This window comes from Actinosynnema pretiosum (assembly GCF_002354875.1).
GTDB classification, from domain to species: Bacteria; Actinomycetota; Actinomycetes; order Mycobacteriales; family Pseudonocardiaceae; genus Actinosynnema; species Actinosynnema auranticum.
Map to the genome: position 1 here is coordinate 5,874,420 of NZ_CP023445.1, position 15,985 is coordinate 5,890,404.

At 73.7% G+C, this 15,985-nt stretch carries 15 protein-coding genes; 8 read left to right on the forward strand and 7 right to left on the reverse strand.

Translation table 11 applies throughout. The annotated features are described in order from the left end of the window. The 3 genes from CNX65_RS24820 (at nt 1) to CNX65_RS24830 (ending at nt 2,777) form a co-directional block, all read left to right on the forward strand. Nucleotides 1–1,497 carry a sensor histidine kinase gene (locus tag CNX65_RS24820; RefSeq protein ID WP_096495921.1) on the forward strand — a complete coding sequence of 499 codons (1,497 nt, stop codon included), beginning with the start codon at nt 1–3 and terminating at the stop codon, nt 1,495–1,497. Then, nucleotides 1,494–1,931, forward strand: coding sequence for a response regulator (locus tag CNX65_RS24825; RefSeq protein ID WP_015803744.1), 438 nt, complete (start codon nt 1,494–1,496; stop codon nt 1,929–1,931). Before CNX65_RS24820 ends, CNX65_RS24825 begins: the two co-directional genes overlap by 4 nt. 90 nt (nt 1,932–2,021) lie before the next feature. After that, nucleotides 2,022–2,777: an alpha/beta fold hydrolase gene (locus CNX65_RS24830; RefSeq protein ID WP_096495922.1), complete on the forward strand. Its 756-nt coding sequence runs from the start codon at nt 2,022–2,024 to the stop codon at nt 2,775–2,777. Between the two features lie 63 nt (nt 2,778–2,840). On the opposite strand, the gene CNX65_RS24835 is transcribed toward CNX65_RS24830, so the two are convergent. Both CNX65_RS24835 and CNX65_RS24840 read right to left on the reverse strand, forming a co-directional pair. Then, nucleotides 2,841–3,056 (reverse strand): DUF397 domain-containing protein, encoded by a 216-nt coding sequence (locus tag CNX65_RS24835; RefSeq protein WP_096495923.1) that lies wholly within the window; start codon nt 3,054–3,056, stop codon nt 2,841–2,843. Then, nucleotides 3,056–3,919 (reverse strand): helix-turn-helix domain-containing protein, encoded by an 864-nt coding sequence (locus CNX65_RS24840; protein WP_177154341.1) that lies wholly within the window; start codon nt 3,917–3,919, stop codon nt 3,056–3,058. Before CNX65_RS24840 ends, CNX65_RS24835 begins: the two co-directional genes overlap by 1 nt. 187 nt (nt 3,920–4,106) lie before the next feature. Here CNX65_RS24840 and CNX65_RS24845 point away from each other — a divergent pair, with 187 nt between their 5' ends. Continuing rightward, nucleotides 4,107–4,442 carry a hypothetical protein gene (locus CNX65_RS24845; protein WP_096495925.1) on the forward strand — a complete coding sequence of 112 codons (336 nt, stop codon included), beginning with the start codon at nt 4,107–4,109 and terminating at the stop codon, nt 4,440–4,442. A 777-nt stretch (nt 4,443–5,219) separates the two neighbouring features. Here CNX65_RS24845 and CNX65_RS24855 read toward each other — a convergent pair. Beyond that, a complete protein-coding gene (locus tag CNX65_RS24855; RefSeq protein ID WP_015803751.1) occupies nt 5,220–5,402 on the reverse strand; it encodes a hypothetical protein in 183 nt (60 codons plus the stop codon). Between the two features lie 436 nt (nt 5,403–5,838). Next, nucleotides 5,839–7,878 (reverse strand): UvrD-helicase domain-containing protein, encoded by a 2,040-nt coding sequence (locus tag CNX65_RS24860; RefSeq protein WP_232519995.1) that lies wholly within the window; start codon nt 7,876–7,878, stop codon nt 5,839–5,841. 600 nt (nt 7,879–8,478) lie between these two features. On the opposite strand from CNX65_RS24860, the gene CNX65_RS24865 reads away from it, so the two are divergent. Both CNX65_RS24865 and CNX65_RS24870 read left to right on the forward strand, forming a co-directional pair. Next, nucleotides 8,479–9,612: a hypothetical protein gene (locus tag CNX65_RS24865; protein WP_157767837.1), complete on the forward strand. Its 1,134-nt coding sequence runs from the start codon at nt 8,479–8,481 to the stop codon at nt 9,610–9,612. Next, entirely contained in the window at nt 9,609–10,007 is a 399-nt protein-coding gene (locus tag CNX65_RS24870) for a hypothetical protein (protein WP_157767838.1), read from the forward strand. Before CNX65_RS24865 ends, CNX65_RS24870 begins: the two co-directional genes overlap by 4 nt. On the opposite strand, the gene CNX65_RS24875 is transcribed toward CNX65_RS24870, so the two are convergent. Beyond that, on the reverse strand, nt 9,994–10,365 hold the full coding sequence (locus CNX65_RS24875) for a hypothetical protein (RefSeq protein WP_096495930.1): 372 nt from the start codon (nt 10,363–10,365) through the stop codon (nt 9,994–9,996). The genes CNX65_RS24870 and CNX65_RS24875 overlap by 14 nt on opposite strands. A gap of 109 nt (nt 10,366–10,474) precedes the next feature. After that, entirely contained in the window at nt 10,475–11,041 is a 567-nt protein-coding gene (locus CNX65_RS24880) for a TetR/AcrR family transcriptional regulator (RefSeq protein WP_232519996.1), read from the reverse strand. 93 nt (nt 11,042–11,134) lie between these two features. On the opposite strand from CNX65_RS24880, the gene CNX65_RS24885 reads away from it, so the two are divergent. Both CNX65_RS24885 and CNX65_RS24890 read left to right on the forward strand, forming a co-directional pair. Continuing rightward, nucleotides 11,135–11,980 (forward strand): SDR family oxidoreductase, encoded by an 846-nt coding sequence (locus CNX65_RS24885; RefSeq protein WP_096495932.1) that lies wholly within the window; start codon nt 11,135–11,137, stop codon nt 11,978–11,980. 35 nt (nt 11,981–12,015) lie between these two features. Then, entirely contained in the window at nt 12,016–12,753 is a 738-nt protein-coding gene (locus CNX65_RS24890; protein ID WP_096497986.1) for an SDR family NAD(P)-dependent oxidoreductase, read from the forward strand. A 30-nt stretch (nt 12,754–12,783) separates the two neighbouring features. Here the strand turns inward: CNX65_RS24890 and CNX65_RS24895 are convergent, their stop codons facing one another. Next, a complete protein-coding gene (locus CNX65_RS24895; protein WP_096495933.1) occupies nt 12,784–15,876 on the reverse strand; it encodes an amidohydrolase family protein in 3,093 nt (1,030 codons plus the stop codon). Nucleotides 15,877–15,985: the final 109 nt, after the last annotated feature.

The following is a 15,985-nucleotide window of genomic DNA, read 5'->3' on the forward strand; positions in this document are numbered from 1 at the left end:
ATGAACTACCGCGACCGCTGGCCCGCGAGCAGGCTGCTGGCCGCGGCCGTGGCCATCCTGATCCTCGTCTCGGGCGGGGCGGTCACCGCGATCGGCTTCGCGCTCAACTCGCTGGACAAGCAGCGGGCGGTGGTGCTCGACCAGATCGGGCCCGCGAGGCGGCTGGTGATCGAGATGGACGCGGCGCTGGTCAACCAGGAGACCGGGCTCCGCGGGTACGCGCTGTCGGCGTCCTCGGACTTCCTGACGCCGTACACGCGCGGCATCGAGGCCGAGGAGACCGCGGCGCGGGGCGTGGCGTCGGCGCTGGGGTCCACCCGGCCGGACCTGCTGGCGCGGCTGGCCGAGACGCGCGGCATCGCGCGGGACTGGCGCGAGCAGTACGCCGAGCCGCTGATCTCGCAGGTCACCGAGAACGGGCAGCCGCAGCAGGGCGTGGGCGGCACGACCGTGGGCAAGGAGCTGTTCGACCAGGTCAGGCGGTCGGTGAACCAGCTCCAGGCGGACATGAGCCGCGACGTGGACTCGGCGCGGGCCGAGCTGGACCTCACCGCCGACCGGCTGCTGTGGCTGTGCATCGCGCTGGGCACGCTGCTCGCGGTGATCATCGCGGGGGTCGCGGTGGTGCTGCACCGCATCCTGATCCGGCCGCTGGCCACGCTCGCCGCGCAGGTCAGGGAGGTGTCCGAGGGCGACTACGGGCACGCGGTGGAGACCAGCGGGCCGCGCGAGACGGTCATGCTGGCCGAGGACGTGGACGCGATGCGCAGGCGGATCGTGTCCGACCTGAAGGACCTGCAGCGGTCCAACGCGGAGCTGGAGCAGTTCGCGTACGTGGCCTCGCACGACCTGCAGGAGCCGCTGCGGAAGGTGGCGAGCTTCTGCCAGCTGCTGGAGCGGCGCTACTCGGGGCAGCTGGACGCGCGCGGCGAGCAGTACATCCAGTTCGCGGTCGACGGGGCCAAGCGGATGCAGGTGCTGATCAACGACCTGCTGGCGTTCTCCAGGGTCGGGCGGATCACCCGCGAGCAGACGATGGTGGACTGCGGCGAGCTGGTCGACCAGGTGGTGGACAGCTACTCGGAGGTGGTCGCCAAGACGGGCGCGGTGGTCACGCACAGCGGGTTGCCGACCGTGCGCGGGGAGTCGTCGCTGCTCAGCGGGGTGTTCGGGAACCTGATCAGCAACGCGCTGAAGTTCCACGGGGAGCAGCCGCCGAGGGTGGACATCGGGGTGGAGCGAACGGGTAAGTTCTGGACGTTCACCGTGACCGACAACGGGATCGGCATCGATCCGGAGTACGCTGAGCGGATCTTCGTGATCTTCCAGAGGTTGCACCACCGGGACGACTACCCGGGCACGGGGATCGGGCTCTCGATGTGCCGCAAGATCGTCGAGTACCACGGCGGGACGATCTGGCTGGAGACCGGCGAGAGCCCTGGCACCACCTTCAAGTTCACCCTGCCCGTCGTAGAGGAGACCGGGGAAAAGCGATGAGCGACCCCTTGAGCGTGATCGACGTCCTGCTCGTCGAGGACGACCCCGGCGACGCCCTGATGACCCAGGAGGCGTTCGAGCACCACAAGATCCGCAACCAGCTGCACATCGTGCGCGACGGCGTCGAGGCGCTGGAGTTCCTGCGCCGCGAGGGGCCGTACGGGAACGCGCCGCGGCCGGGGCTGATCCTGCTGGACCTGAACCTGCCGAAGATGGACGGCCGGGAGGTGCTCGCGGAGATCAAGGCCGACGAGCGGTTCCGGACCATCCCGGTGGTCGTGCTGACCACGTCGGAGGCGGAGGAGGACATCCTGCGCAGCTACAACCTGCACGCGAACGCGTACGTGACGAAGCCGGTGGACTTCGACCGGTTCATCGAGGTCGTGCGGCAGATCGACGACTTCTTCGTGACCGTGGTGAAGCTGCCGCGCTGATCTTGTCCTCCGGGGCCGGGACCGATGTCGCCTGATCAGGCGACGGTCTCGGCCCCGCTCCCTGTCGGGGGTCCTCGGTAGCTTTCCGGCATGGCTGAGGTGGTGTCGCGGGACGGGACGCGGATCGGGTACGACCTGATCGGCTCGGGCCCGCTGGTGGTGCTGGTGAGCGGGGCGTGCTCGTACCGGATGGGCGGGACGTCGGAGCTGGCGGTCGCGCTGTCGGAGCACTTCTCGGTGCTCTCGTACGACCGGCGGGGGCGCGGGGAGAGCGGCGACGTGCTGCCGTACTCGGTGGCGCGCGAGGTCGAGGACGTCGGGGCGCTGATCGAGGCGGTCGGCGGGCCCGCGTTCCTGCACGGGCACTCGTCGGGGGCGGTGCTGGCGCTGCGCGCGGTGGCGGCGGGCCTGCCGGTGCCCGCGGTGTCGCTGGTGGAGCCGCCGCTGTCCGGCGAGCCCGACGACGGCCTGCTGGCGGCCGAGGTGGGGGCGCTGGTGGCGGCCGGGCGGCGCGGGGACGCGGTGGAGCACTTCCAGCGCACGATCGGGGTGCCCGCGGAGCTGCTGGTGGGGGTGCGCGAGTCGCCGGTGTGGCCGGGGCTGGAGGCGCTGGCGCACACCCTGGTGTACGACCTGACCGTGACCGCCGACCCGCCGCCGCTGGGGTCGATCGGGGTGCCCGCGCTGGTGGTGGCGAGCGGGTCGAGCGACGAGCGGCTGCGGGGGTGGGCTCGGGCGGCGGCGCGGGGGTTGGGCGCCGGGGAGTACCTGGAGCTGCCGGGGCAGTGGCACGGGGTGCCCGCGGAGGCGCTGGCGCCCGCGCTGAGGAGGCACTTCCTGGGGTGAGGGGCGGTGGCCGCCGGTGGTGGCTCCGGTGGCTCAGGTGGCCACCGCCCCTGATCCCGCGGTTCAGCGCCGCAGCGAGGCGAGGAACCCGGCCCAACTGGCGCCGGGGAACTCCAGCACGCCACCGTCCGGGCACTTGCTGTCCCGCACCAGAACGCCGCCCCTGCCACCGTCACCGCTGCCACCGTCACCGCGTCCGTCGCCGACACGCGCGACCTCGGCGCAGTTGTTGTCCGGCCCACTGCGACTGCTGCGCCGCCACCGCACCGTCCCGCCCATCACGCGCCCAGCCCTTCCATCTCCCGCCGGATGAACGCGCTCGTCTCCTCGGGCGAGAGCGCCACCTCCGCGTTCCGGGTGAAGGCGCCCAGGAACTCCCGGACCTCCCCACCGTCCTCGACCCACTGCCCGCCACCCCGGTGCTCGACGTAGACCAGCGGCGGGTCCTCAACCGGGTCGGGGTAGTTGAGCAGCACGAACGGGCTGACCATCTCGGTGTAGAGCCCGCGCTCGAACGGGATCACCTGGATGGTCACGTTCGGCAGTTCCTGGAGCACGAGCAGGTGGTGCAGCTGCTCCACCATCACCTCGCTCCCACCCGCCACCCGCCGGACCACCGCTTCGTCCACCACCGCGCGCACCACGAGCGGGTCGCGCTCCGCGTGCACCCGCCGCTGCCGCGCCATCCGCGACTCGACGGCCTTCCTGGCCCCGTCGCCCGCCACCGCCCGCAACGTGGTCCGCTGCACGGCCGCCGCGTAGGCGCTCGTCTGGAGCAGTCCGGGCACCAGGGTCTGCTCCACCGTCAGCACCTCGGCCGCGTCCGCCTCGGCCCGCAGGTAGGCCCGGTACTTCAAGGACATCCCAGGGGAGACCTCAACCGGTTTGGCGCTGCTCCTGGCCTCCTCCCACAGCTCCTCGACGGCCCGGCGCGCGACGGCGTCCGTGACCCCGCACTGGGCGAGGATGACCTGGAGCGTGGGGTAGTCGGGCATGACGTGCCCGTTCTCGATCTTCGACACGAGCCCGGCGGACTTCCGCAGCGCCAGCGCGATCTCCTCGGGCCGCCGCCCGGCGTCCACCCGGAGCTGGGCGAGCCTCCTCCCCAACTTCCGCTTGGACCGCGTCTGAGTGCTCGGCATGCGCCCTTCCAGGGGTTCGGGACGGCGAGAGCCTATCGCGCGCCCCCGAAGTTCACCCTTCAGGTTCATGTGCGCGGTTCAAATCCCCCGGTAAACTGAACAGCACCGGCCCACTCCCGACAAGTGGCCCAGCCGGCACGCACCGCCCGCCGATACCGAAGAACCCGCTGATCCCGAAGGGCGTCCCATGCACCGACCCACTGCTTCCGCCACCCCAGCCACCCCGACCGCGCAGTCGTGGTGGCTGGCCACCCTGGCGGCGGAGGAAGCCCCGCAGCTGTTCGCGATAGCCCACGAGTACCCGGAGACCCAGGAGGGCTGGGTGGCGGCCTACGGCATGGCCTTCCAGGACAGGGCGGAGGTGTCGTCGACGGACGGCGACTTCCGCACGTGCTCGGCGAGCCCGGAAAGCGCACTGACCACGTTCACCCGGCTGGCGAGGGACGAGAAGGGAGTGAAACTCCACCTGATCTGGCTCACCCCACCCCACGGCTCACGCCCGCGGACCAACGCTCAACCGTGACCACCAGACCACCCGGCCGAACCGGCGGAACATCACAACCTGAGCCGGGGCAACAGCCCAGGTGCGCCGGTCTGGCGCTGCTCCGCGATTCGGGGTGTGCCGGGGATGCGGGGTGTGCCGGGGATGCGGGGTGTGCCGGGGATGCGGGGTGTGCCGGCGATCCGGGGTATGCCAGCGATCCGGGGTATGCCAGCGATGCGAGGCGTGCCAGCGATCCGGGGTATGCCAGCGATGCGAGGCGTGCCAGCGATCCGGGGTATGCCAGCGATGCAGGATGCGCCAGGGGTGGGGGGCGAAAGCGTCGCAGGGGGTCACGAACGCGGTACCGGAACGGTCGCGCGTGGCCGGGGGCCAAGCCCGGAACAGGTTCGGGCGCAACAACTCCCGTGTGCGACAACTCGGGCAGTGCGGTCGACGCCTTCCAGCCGCCTACCGCAAACACAACCAGCCGCAGCCACAGCTCTCGACCGCCGGCTACAGCTCTCGGCCGCCAGTCACCGCGTCAGCCGCAGTGGCTGTTGTCGGTCGCAGTCACCGTTATCAACCGGAGTTGCCATTGCAGGCCGCAGTCACCATTACCAGCCACAGTCACCCTTGTCGGCCACAGTCACCGTTGTCGGCCACAGTGGCCTGGGCGTGAAGGAGGTTACCGCCAGACCCGCGCACGCGCGCCGGGCTGAGCACGGGTGCGCGGGTCTTCCGTCGTGGCCGGGGCAGAACTCGTTGTGCGTGAAGCAGGAACCGTCGTGGACCGCGAGAGGCTCGTGGTCGAGCGGGTCACGAGTTGATCGTGGGCCGCAGGTCGCGGCCACAGGCCAACAGGTACTCCCAGGTCCGGCCGCGCTGGTCGGGCGGGTAGCCGCCGTCGCTGGTGCGAACCGGGTAGATCAGGCCGAAGGGTGAGGGCTGGTCGAACTCGTCACCGCTGAGGACGTCGATGAGGTCTCGCTTGTGGCCCATGGTCTCGCTCCTCTTCGAGCGGTGGCCAGTACTCCTTCCCCTGTGGCGGAGGGATCGCCGGGGAGGAATGGAGTCTGGACCGGTTGGTGGGGACCCTGGGATGCCCGGTGCCCACCCGCGTTATGCATCGGGGGGATATTTCCCCCGCACGGCCGAACCGATAACCCAGAGCGACACCACCCGAACAGCAACCCGCACCACCGGAGCAGGTCACCAACCCGCACCACCGGACCAAGTCATCGGCCCGCACCGCCGGACCAAGTCACCAACCCGCCGCCCAGCCGCCCCGCCGCCCCGCCGCTCCGGTCGCCGCAACCATCAGTCACCACAAGCCCTTCCCCCTCTCACCGCCTTCCCGTCTGCCACTCCCGTCTCCCGCTTCCGTCACCCCTCCCCCGTCACCCCTCCCCCATCGCCTCTCCTCAGCCGCCTCTCCTCAGTTACCTCTCCCCCGCCCGTCTCCCCCTGCCCCTCCCCCGATGCGCACGACGCCGAGCCTGCGGGTCGCTCGCGTCAGGGCCACGTACCGCTCGGCCGGGGTCATCCGGTGCGGGTCGATCACCAGCACGTCGTCGAACTCCAAACCCTTGGCGCGCTTCGGGGTGAGCGGGCCGTCCGGGGTGATCACGGCGAACGTGCCGTCCTGCGGGCGCGCCCGAGCGATCAGAGCCTCCAGCTCGTCCGCCCCCGCGACCGTCGCGAACCAGGGCTGCTCGCCGTGCCGCACGGACGTCGGTGGCACGGCTGTCGGATCGGCCTCCGCCAAGGACTCGGCGGCCAGGGTCATGATCTCCTCGGTGCCGCGGTAGTTCACCGTCAGCGTCCGGTGCGCCCACCGGTCCGCCACGTACGGCCCCAGCGTCCGCCCCCAGTCCGCCGTGCCGCACTCCGACTGCCGCTGCGCCCGGTCCCCCACGATCGTCATCGACCGGGACGGGCAGCGGCGCATCAGGACGCGCCAGTCCATCTCGGACAGCTCCTGCGCCTCGTCCACCACCACGTGCCCGTACACCCACTCCCGGTCGGCCTCGGCGCGTTCCGCGAGGGAGCGGTGGTCTCGGGTCTCGTGCCGGTCGGCCAGCCACTCGGCGTGCACCAGGTCGACGGCGCGCAGCTCCTCCTCGTGCAGCGCCGCGTCCGTGTCGATGACGTGCAGCACCCCCTGCGCGTACTCGACCTCCGCGCGTCGCCGCGCGCGGGCCGCGCGGGTCGCCGAGCCGTCGTCGCCCAGGAGCTCCGCCGCCTCGTCCAGCAGCGGCACGTCGGACACCGTCCACGCGTCACCGCGCTCCCGGTGCAGCTCCGGGTACCCGAGCGCCAGGCAGCGGCCAGCGCAGAAGTCCGCGAGCAGGCGCTGCGGCGTCAGTTCCGGCCACAGCAGGTCCGCCGCCGCGCGCACCGCCGGGTGGGCGCGCAGCTCCCGGCGCACGTCGGCGACCAGCTCCGGCCAGTCGAAGCCGATCAGCGCCACGGCGGGCTCGACCAGCGCCTCGGCCAGGTGCCGGTGGAACGCCGACCTGGCCGCGTTGTGCCGCAGCCCCAGCTCGCGGGTCCGGGCGCGCGCCACCTCCGCCACGGCGGCGGTCACGGACACGGTGACGTCCTCCAGCTCCACCGGCAGCGGGTCGTCCGGCAGCTCCTGGCGGTCGGCCACGGCCTCGCGCAGCACGTCCAGCACCCCCAGCCCGCCCTTCAGGCCGCGCACCGCGGGCTCGTCCTCGGCCACCGCGACCACGCCGGGGAACAGCTCGCCGGGCGTGGCGAACACGACGTCGTTCTCCCCGAGGGACGGCAGCACCCGCCCGACGTGCCGCAGGAACAGCGGGTTCGGGCCGACCAGCAGCACGCCGGAGCGCGACAGCCGGTCGCGGTGGGTGTGGAGCAGGTACGCGGTGCGGTGCAGCGCCACGGCGGTCTTGCCGGTGCCCGGACCACCCTCGACCACCAGCACGCCCCGGTGCTCCGACCGGATCACCTCGTCCTGCTCGGCCTGGATGGTCGCGACGATGTCGCGCATCCCGCCGTCCCTGGGCGCGGCCAGCGCGCGCAGCAGCGAGGACCGGTCGGCTCCCAGCTCGTCGTCGTGGAACTCCTCCAGCACCCGCCCCCTGCCGTGGAAGTGCCGCCGCCGGGTGACGCCCTCGGGGCGCGCGCCGGTCGCGGTGTAGAACGGCCGGGCGGCGGGGGCGCGCCAGTCCACGAGCAGCGTGCCCTGCTCCTCGTCGGCCAGGCCGGTGCGCCCGACGTACGTGGTCCCGCCGTCCGCGTGGTCGGTGCGCCCGAAGCACAACCCGCTGTCGGCCGCGGTCAGCCCGGCGAGCCGGTCGGTGAGGGTGCGGACGGCCACCTCGCGCTGCCACGGCAGGTCGGTGTGGTCGGCGAGCACGGCGTCCAGGCGGCGCCGGGTCTCGGCTCGCTCGGCGTCCAGCCGCCGGTACCGCTCGGCGGACCTCGCGCGCTCCGCGGCCAGTTCCACCGAAGGGTCGCCCACCTGCGCTTTTCCCGTTTCCGGCGAATTCGACCGAACCACTCTTGCCCCCTTGTGCTATAATTCTTCAAGGACGTTCAAGCGATTGTTGGAAAACAACGCGCAATCGTCATGTATAGCACCGCGCGCTTTTCCCGCGCACCTTTTCACCCCGTTCCGCCGCGATCTTCGCCCGGTCGGTCGGGTGAAGCCCTCAGGTCCGCCCCCACCCCGCCGTTGTCACCCTCGAAGCGAGCGGAACGGCAGGTGGAGTGGCCGTCCCGTTCGCTGAACGTCCCCGTCCCAGGGCCGACGGCGTGGAGTCGGAACCGGGGGGCGGGGTTCGCCGGAGGCGGACCGACCGGGTGGTTGCCAAACCTTCCCCGAGCCCGGTGGGTCCGTCTCCGGCCCCTTCTCCCGCGCCGTCCCGCGCTGTCCCGTGTCGTGCCGGGATATTCCGCACCGACGCCCGGCGCCCTTTTCCGCACGCGCGCGCGAGCCTTCGGGCACCCTGCGCCGCTCCCTCTTCCCGTCACCACCGCGCTGCGCCAGGGTGGGTGTCGTGGGGGTTCCGGACCGGAGTCCCCGGTGCGGCAGCGGGAGGACGAGTTGAGCAGCAGACTCCGCGGTGCGGCGGTCGTCGTGGCGGCTGTCCTGGCAACCTCGGCGACACCGGCGGTGGCGGCCCCCTCGGGCTTCGAGGTCCTCGCCCCGCTCACCCCCGGTCGGGACGCGGAAGCGGTGGTGGTCAACGGTTCCGGGGTCGCGCTGGGCTGGGCGGTCCGGGCGGACGGGGCGCGGGTGGTGGTGCGCTGGGCCGGCGGTTCGGTGCGCGAGTTCCCGCCGGTGCCGGTGTCGCGGTCGTTCCCGGTCGGCGTGGACGCGAGCGGCGCGGGCGTGCTGAACGTGCGCGGGACGTGGGTGAACGCCGTGCGGTGGGAGGCGGACGGGCGGGTGGTGCGGCTGCCGCAGATCGCCGGTGGCGGGCAGAGCACGGTGGACGCGGTGAACGGCGCGGGTCTCGCGGTCGGGAACACCACGGACGGCAGCGGGGTCACGCACGCCGCCACCTGGGACACCTCGGGGGCGCTGCGGGTGCTGCCGGGGTTGGGGACGCGGGACAGCCGGGCGACGTCGGTGGACGAGGCCGGGAACGTGTCCGGGGCGGCGCTGGGGGCGGACGGGCGGTACCGCGCGATGCGCTGGGACGCGGCGGGCGTGGCGACCGACCTCGGGGTGACCAGCCAGGACTACCTGCGCACGGCCGGGATCGACGGCGAGCACGTGGTGGCGAGCCACCGGGACGCGGAGTTCGCCCTGCGGGCTTTCCGGTGGGGCGCGGGCGGTTCGGTCGTGGAGCTGCGCGGCGGACCGGGCTGGACCGCGGCGGTGGTGGCGGACGTGGACGCGTCGGGCCGGTCGGTGGGCAGCTGGGCGCAGGACCAGGGCGAGGCGTCCCGGCCGGTCGCGTGGGCGGCGGACGGGACGCCGGTGGAGCTGCCGCTGCCGCCGGGGCGCACGGACGGGTCGGTGACCGGGTTGGACGGGGCAGGCGGCGCGTTCGGCCAGGCCGGTGGCGCAGCGGCGGAGGTCGCGGTGCGCTGGGGCTCGGCGGGCGGCGTGACGACGCTGCCTGCGCCGTCCGGCACGACGGGTTCGGTGGCTTCGGGGGCGGGCGGCGGGATGATCGTGGGGCACGTCGTGGGGGCAGCGGGCAAGCAGGCCGTGCGGTGGACCCCGTGAGCCGGGGTGGCGCCTCCGCCGCGGGCGCCCCACCGCCTGGCGACGGCCCGACGACGGGGAGTGGCAGCCGGGCGCGGGCGAAGCTCTTCTCCAGGCCCGTGGAGGAGCTCTGGGAGCTCAGCGGGCTGGGGCAGTTCCAGGTGGTGCGCTGCGTGGTCACCGGTCACCGGGGGCGGTTCGGCGTGGAGGCCTCCGTGATCGAGCCCGCCAGCGAGGTCGCGGCGTTCATCGACTTCATCATGCTGGGCGAGGGCGGGACGGCGGTGACCGAGCCGGACTACCCGCCGATCGGCACGGTGCTCGAAGCTCTGACCATCGACTTCGCGCCGCCCAACGACGAACTGCGCCTCTCCGTCCGCTCGTACGAGGTCGCGGACGGGGTCACCCCTCCGTGACCACCCAGCGCTCCGAGTCTGCGGGCAGCCCGAGGTGGACCAGCACCCGCTCCAGGGCGCCCTTCAGGGCAGCAGCCATCGCGGCGGTCTCCCCGTCGTCGCCGACCGGTCCCCAGTCGATCGTGGCGTAGCTGTTCGGCTCCCAGCTCTCGACCTCCCACGGCAGGTCGCCGAACAGGTCGAGCGGTTCGAGGAGCTCGTCGGGCGGGACATCGGCGGGGTGGGGCAGGTTGATCGAGTTGTCGCACAGCTGCACCCAGCGGTCCTCGGACTCGCGGTCCTGCACCGTGACGATGGCGCCGAACCGCCCGGCGGCGAACCGCTCGAACAACCGGTCCACGACTTCCCCGACGTCCACTGCCCACTCCCCCGCCTCGGTGCGCGGGCACCGTACCCGGCGGGTCCGACAGTCCCGGTGACCGCGCCCTGGCCCGCTCACCACCCCGCCGGGAGCAGGCCGAGGGTCCTCACACCGGCCGGATCAGCCCCGCCACCGCCGCCGACACCGCCGCGCTCCGGTCCGCAGCCTGCGCGCCCGCCTCCTCCCCCAGGGACTTCAGCGACCAGGACGCGGTGTCCCAGCTGATGACCAGCGCGATCACCATCGCCATCAGCTCCACCGCCGGGATGTCCGCGCGCACCCGCCCCGCCGCCTGCTCGGCCGCGATGGCGGCGACGTTGCGGCGGTACTCGGCGACCTCCGCGTCCACCGGGCGCTGCCGCTCCAGGCCCGCCCACAGGTAGAGCCGCCGCACCTGCGGGCGTTCTTCCAGGCGGTCGAACAGCTCGGCCGCGTAGCGGGGCAGGTCGGTCGCGTCGATCACCACCGCCCGCGCCAGCTCGGTCATGGTCTCGGCGACGACCAGGTCGAACAGCTCCTCCTTCGCGCCGAAGTGCATGTAGATCGACCGCTTGTTCGCCGACGCGGTCTCGGCGATGCGGTCGACGCGGGCGCCCGCGAGCCCGTACCGGGCGAACTCCTCGATCGCCGCGGCCATGAGCCGGCGCTTGGTCTCGGTCGCGTCAGGTGGCATGGGCCGATCGTACATAACCAACCAGGTGTTTACATCCGCGTCCGCACCGTGTAGGAATGTACCTAGTTAGTTACCTACCGAGGAGCGCACACCATGACCCGCACCTGGTTCATCACCGGCACGTCCTCCGGCTTCGGCCGCGAGCTGACCGCGCTGCTCCTGGCGCGCGGCGAGCGGGTCGCCGCCACCGCGCGCCGACCGGAGGCCCTGGACGACCTGGCCGCCGAGCACGGCGACCGGCTCTGGCGCGCCGCGCTCGACGTCACCGACACCGCCCGCCAGCGCGAGGTCGTGGACCGCGCGTTCGCCGAGCTGGGCCGGATCGACGTCGTCGTGTCCAACGCGGGCTACGGCCTGTTCGGGGCGGTCGAGGAGCTGTCCGACGAGCAGATCGACCGGCAGGTCGCCACGAACCTCACCGCGTCCATCCAGCTCGGCCGCGCGGTCGTGCCGCACCTGCGCCGCCAGGGCGGCGGCCGGATCTTCCAGATCGCCAGCGTCGGCGGCCAGATCACCTTCCCCGCCATGAGCCTCTACCACGCCACCAAGTGGGGCATCGAGGGCTTCTGGGAGTCCACCGCGTCCGACCTGGCGCCGTTCGGCATCGGCGTGACGATCGTCGAGCCCGGCCTGGCCCGCACCAACTTCGGCGGTGGCAGCGCGGTCTTCGGGGCGCCGCTGCCCGAGTACGCCGACGGCCCCTCCGGGCAGCTGCGCCGCGTCGTCGCGGGCGAGCTGCCGCCCCTGCCCACGCCCGGCGACCCGGTCAAGATCGCCGCGGCGATCGTCGACTCCGCCGACCGCGCCGATGCGCCGCTGCGCCTGACGCTGGGCTCGGACGCCTACGCCCTCGCCACCGCCGCCCTGCGCGACCGCCTCGCGGCGCTGGAGGCGGGCCGCGAGCTGGCAGGCTCCACCGACGCCGACGACGTCCGCTGAATCCCGCCACACCCTTGCGCACCAAGGAGTTCGCCGTGCACGACTTCACCGGCAAGACCGTCCTCGTCACCGGCGCGACCGGCGCGCTCGGCGCCGAGCTGTGCGCGGGGTTCGCCGCGGCGGGCGCGAACACCGTCGTCGCGGCCAGGACCGGCTTCGACGAGCTGGCCGCCGCGCTCGACGGCCCGGCGCTGGGCGTGCGGCTCGACGTCACCAGCGAGTCCGACTGGACCGAGGCCGTCACCCGCGCCGAGGAGCGCTTCGGCCCGGTCGACGTCCTGGTCAACAACGCCGCCCACCTGCGCACCGGCACCACCGAGTCCATCCCGCTGGAGGACTTCCGCCAGGTGCTCGACGTCAACCTCACCGGCGCGCTCCTGGGCGTCCGCGCGGTGGCCCCGTCGATGCGGCGGGCGGGCGGCGGGTCGATCGTGAACGTGAACTCGATCGCGGGCCTGGCCGCCGCGCCGGGGCTGGTCGCCTACAGCAGCAGCAAGTGGGCGCTGCGCGGCCTGCTGCGCGCGGCGGCGGTGGAGCTGGCCGGTGACGGCATCCGGGTCAACGCGGTCCACCCCGGCATCATCGAGACCCCGCTGGCGTACGGGCCGGACGGCGTGGAGCTGGTGCCGGTGGACGACTTCCCCGTCCCGCGCCGGGCGGACGTGGCGGAGATCGCGGACTTCGTGCTGTTCGCGGCCTCGGACCGGGCGCGGTTCGCGACGGGCTCGGAGTTCGTGGCCGACGGCGGTTTCCTGCTGGGTCCGGCGGCCTGACCCGGTGCGGCCGGGCCGCACCGGTCGGCGTCAGTGGCACACGTGCGCCGCCGACTCCGGTTCCCCGTGCCACCAGAACAGGTCCGGGTCCGCGCTGGGCAGCGGCGCGCCCAGCCCGGTCGTCCCGGTCGACGCCGGCCGGGCGCCCGCGAACGGCCCGATCAGCTCCTCCGGGGTGCGCACCACCCCGCCGGTCACCACGAGCCGGGTGTTCGCGGCCGCGGTGATGTCGCGCAGCGGATCTCCTTCCACGGCGACGAGATCCGCCCACGCCCCCGGTCTCACCACGCCGATCCGGTCGGCCAGCCCCAGCCAGCGGGCCGGGTTGGCGGTCACCGTCGTGAGCGCCTCGTGCGGGGTGAAGCCGTGCGCGACCAGGCCGCGCAGGTTCTGGTGCAGCCCGACCGCGACCTTGTCCAGCGGCGCGTCCGTGCCGCCCAGCACCAGCCCTCCGCCCCGGTGCACGGCGAGCAGCGTCTGGGCGTTGCCGCGCAGGACCTCCCTGGTCTGCCGGTTGGCCGGGGTGTCCTGGGCGTAGCCCTCGGCCTCCTGCTCGAACCGCGCGTACTCCCACGGCGGGAACAGCGCGGCGGTCCTGGGGTCGCGCACCAGGGACCGGTCCTCCCCGTGCAGGACCGCCGCCGGGAACAGGGTCGTGGTGATCGACATGCCGGAGGCGGCGAACAGGCCCGTCACGTCCCGGTAGGCGCGGCCGAGGCGGGTGTTGGTGTGCGAGTAGCCGAGGCGGTTGGTGGCGCCGACGTGCTCCATGCCGTCCATGCCGATCCCGACCGCCGGGTACAGGTAGTGGGAGGTGAGCGGCAGCCCGGCGCGGTGGGCGAGCCGGACGGCGCGGCGCTGGGCGGCGACCGGGAGGCGGACGTAGGTCTTCACCAGGTCGTACTCCAGCGCGATCGCGCGCGACAGCTCAAGGTCGACCTGCTCGGGGCTGGTCGTGGGGCGCATGAAGTTGTAGTACACCCGGCTGCCGTCGACGGCCTCGCCGGTGGCCAGGTAGCGCGGGCCGATCCGCTTGCCCGCGTCGAGGGCCTCCCTGGTCTCGACCATCTGGTAGGCCGGGTCGCCGGGCGAGCGGGTGGTGGTGATGCCGTAGGCCAGCCACAACCTGCCCTGCCGGTCGCCCCACTGCCTGCCGCGCAGGTGCCAGTGGTTGTGGGCGTCGACCAGGCCGGGCAGCACGGTGAACCGGGAGGCGTCCACGACCTCCAGGCCCGGCCAGGCGCGGCGGTCGTGCACGGACTCGACGCGGTCGCCGTTGATGAGCACGTCCGCGTCGCGGCGCGGGGTGCTCGCGCGGCCGTCCCACAGCGCTCCGGCGCGCAGCACCTTGCGGCCCTCGGCGCGGGGCCTTGACCAGGTGAGCGGGACGCGGGAGCGGCGGGCGCGGCCGTCGAGGCCGGTGCGCACCAGGACGCCGTTCTCCAGGTGCAGCAACGACTTCGAGTCGCCGCTCCACGACGGCGCGTCCGCCGGTCCGGCCGAGATCCGGCGCGGGTCGCCGGTGAGCGCGCCGCGCGCGTCGACCGGGACGACCCACAGCGCGCTCTCCACGACGAACGCCAGCCACCGGCCGTCCGGGGACCACACCGGGCCGTCGTCACCCCTGGTGGACAGGGACTTGCCCGGCAGCGGCTCGGCGTAGCGGACCTCGCCGGTGTCGAGCGCGACGGTGAGGATCTGGTTCGCGCCCTCGCGGTAGCGGCGTGAGAGCGGTTTCACGGCGGCGAGCGCGAGCGTGCGGCCGTCCGGGGACCAGGTGGGGCGGCCGGGTTGGAACAGCGCGGGCAGGACCTGCGTGGCGACGCCGCCGGAGAGCACCCAGGTGGCGCCGTCCTCGTCCTGGAACGCGATCCGCTCGCCGTCCGGGGCGATCCTGGGGGTGAGCTGCGCGCCGGGGAGGTCGGTGAGGCGGGTGTCGGTCCCGGTGGCCAGGTCGTGCCGCCACAGCGCGGGCGTGCCGGTGCGGTCGCTGGTGTAGACCAGTGCGGAGCCGTCGGGGGCCCAGTCGGGGTCGGAGGCGAACGAGCCGTCGTCCACGAGCGCGCGCGGCTCGCCGCCCAGGGGCAGCAGCCAGAGCGCGCCGAGCGCGCGGAACGCGACCTCGCGGCCGTCCGGCGACAGCACCGGGCTCGCGATCCCCTTGACCGGGCCGGACTTCCGGTCGACCGGGCGGGCCGCGGGGCGGTCCACGTGCGGGGCGTGCTCGACGGTCGCCTCGAACGGGATGGCGCGGGTGGACCCGGTGGTGAGGTCGCGGACGCGCAGGCCGCCGTCCGCCGTGTGCAGCAGGGCCGCGCCGAGCCACTGCGGGCTGGAGCCGAACAGGTCCTCGTCGGCGCCGACCACCCGGCCGTCGACGACGAGGGAGGTGGCGGGCCCGGCGAAGGCGGTGTGCACCAGGCGGCCGTCCGGGGTGAGGCCGGGGGCGAGGACGCGGGTGCCGGTGACCGGCTGGACGAGGCGGGTGCGGGTTCCGCCGTCCAGGGTGATCCGGTCGATCGCGGCCCCGTCTGCGGTGCAGACGAGGTGGCGGCCGTCGGCGCTGAACGCGGGTTCGCCGTCGTCGTCCGGGCCGGTGGTGAGGCGGGTGGTGCGGCCGGTGGCCAGGTCGAGCAGCCACAGGCGGTAGCCGTCCGCGCCCGCGTCGCCGGAGTAGGCGATGGTGCGGCCGTCCGGGGAGAAGCGGGGTTCGCGGTGGTCGCTCCCGCCGGAGGTGCGCTCGCGCAGACCGCGGCCGTCGACGCCGATCGTCCACAGGTGGAAGTTGCCGTCGCGGTACGACTGGAAGACCAGGCTGCGGCCGTCCGGGGAGAAGTGCGGGCGGGTGGCGTCCTGCTCGGGGTCGGTGAGCGGGCGGGCCCTGCCGCCGGACGCGGGCAGGAGCCAGATGCGGGTGTAGAGGTCGATGGCGATGGTGCGGCCGTCCGGGGAGAGGGCGGCGGTGATGTTGGTGCCCTCGGTCGCGGTGAACCGCCGGAGGGCGTTCGACGCCTCGCCGTCCCGCGCGGCGGCGAGGCCCGGTGGCCCGACCAGGGCGACGCCGCCCGCGGCGGCCCCGCGCAGCAGGTCTCGACGGCGCAAACCAGCACGTGCGCTGTTCACGGGGAACCCCTCCCGACTCGTCGACGGGTCGGCTTTCCACGGTAGGCCGCGCGCGCGGGGTGGGCGGTCGGCCGCTTCGGGGGCGTCTCGACAGGCGGGAGGGCCTTGC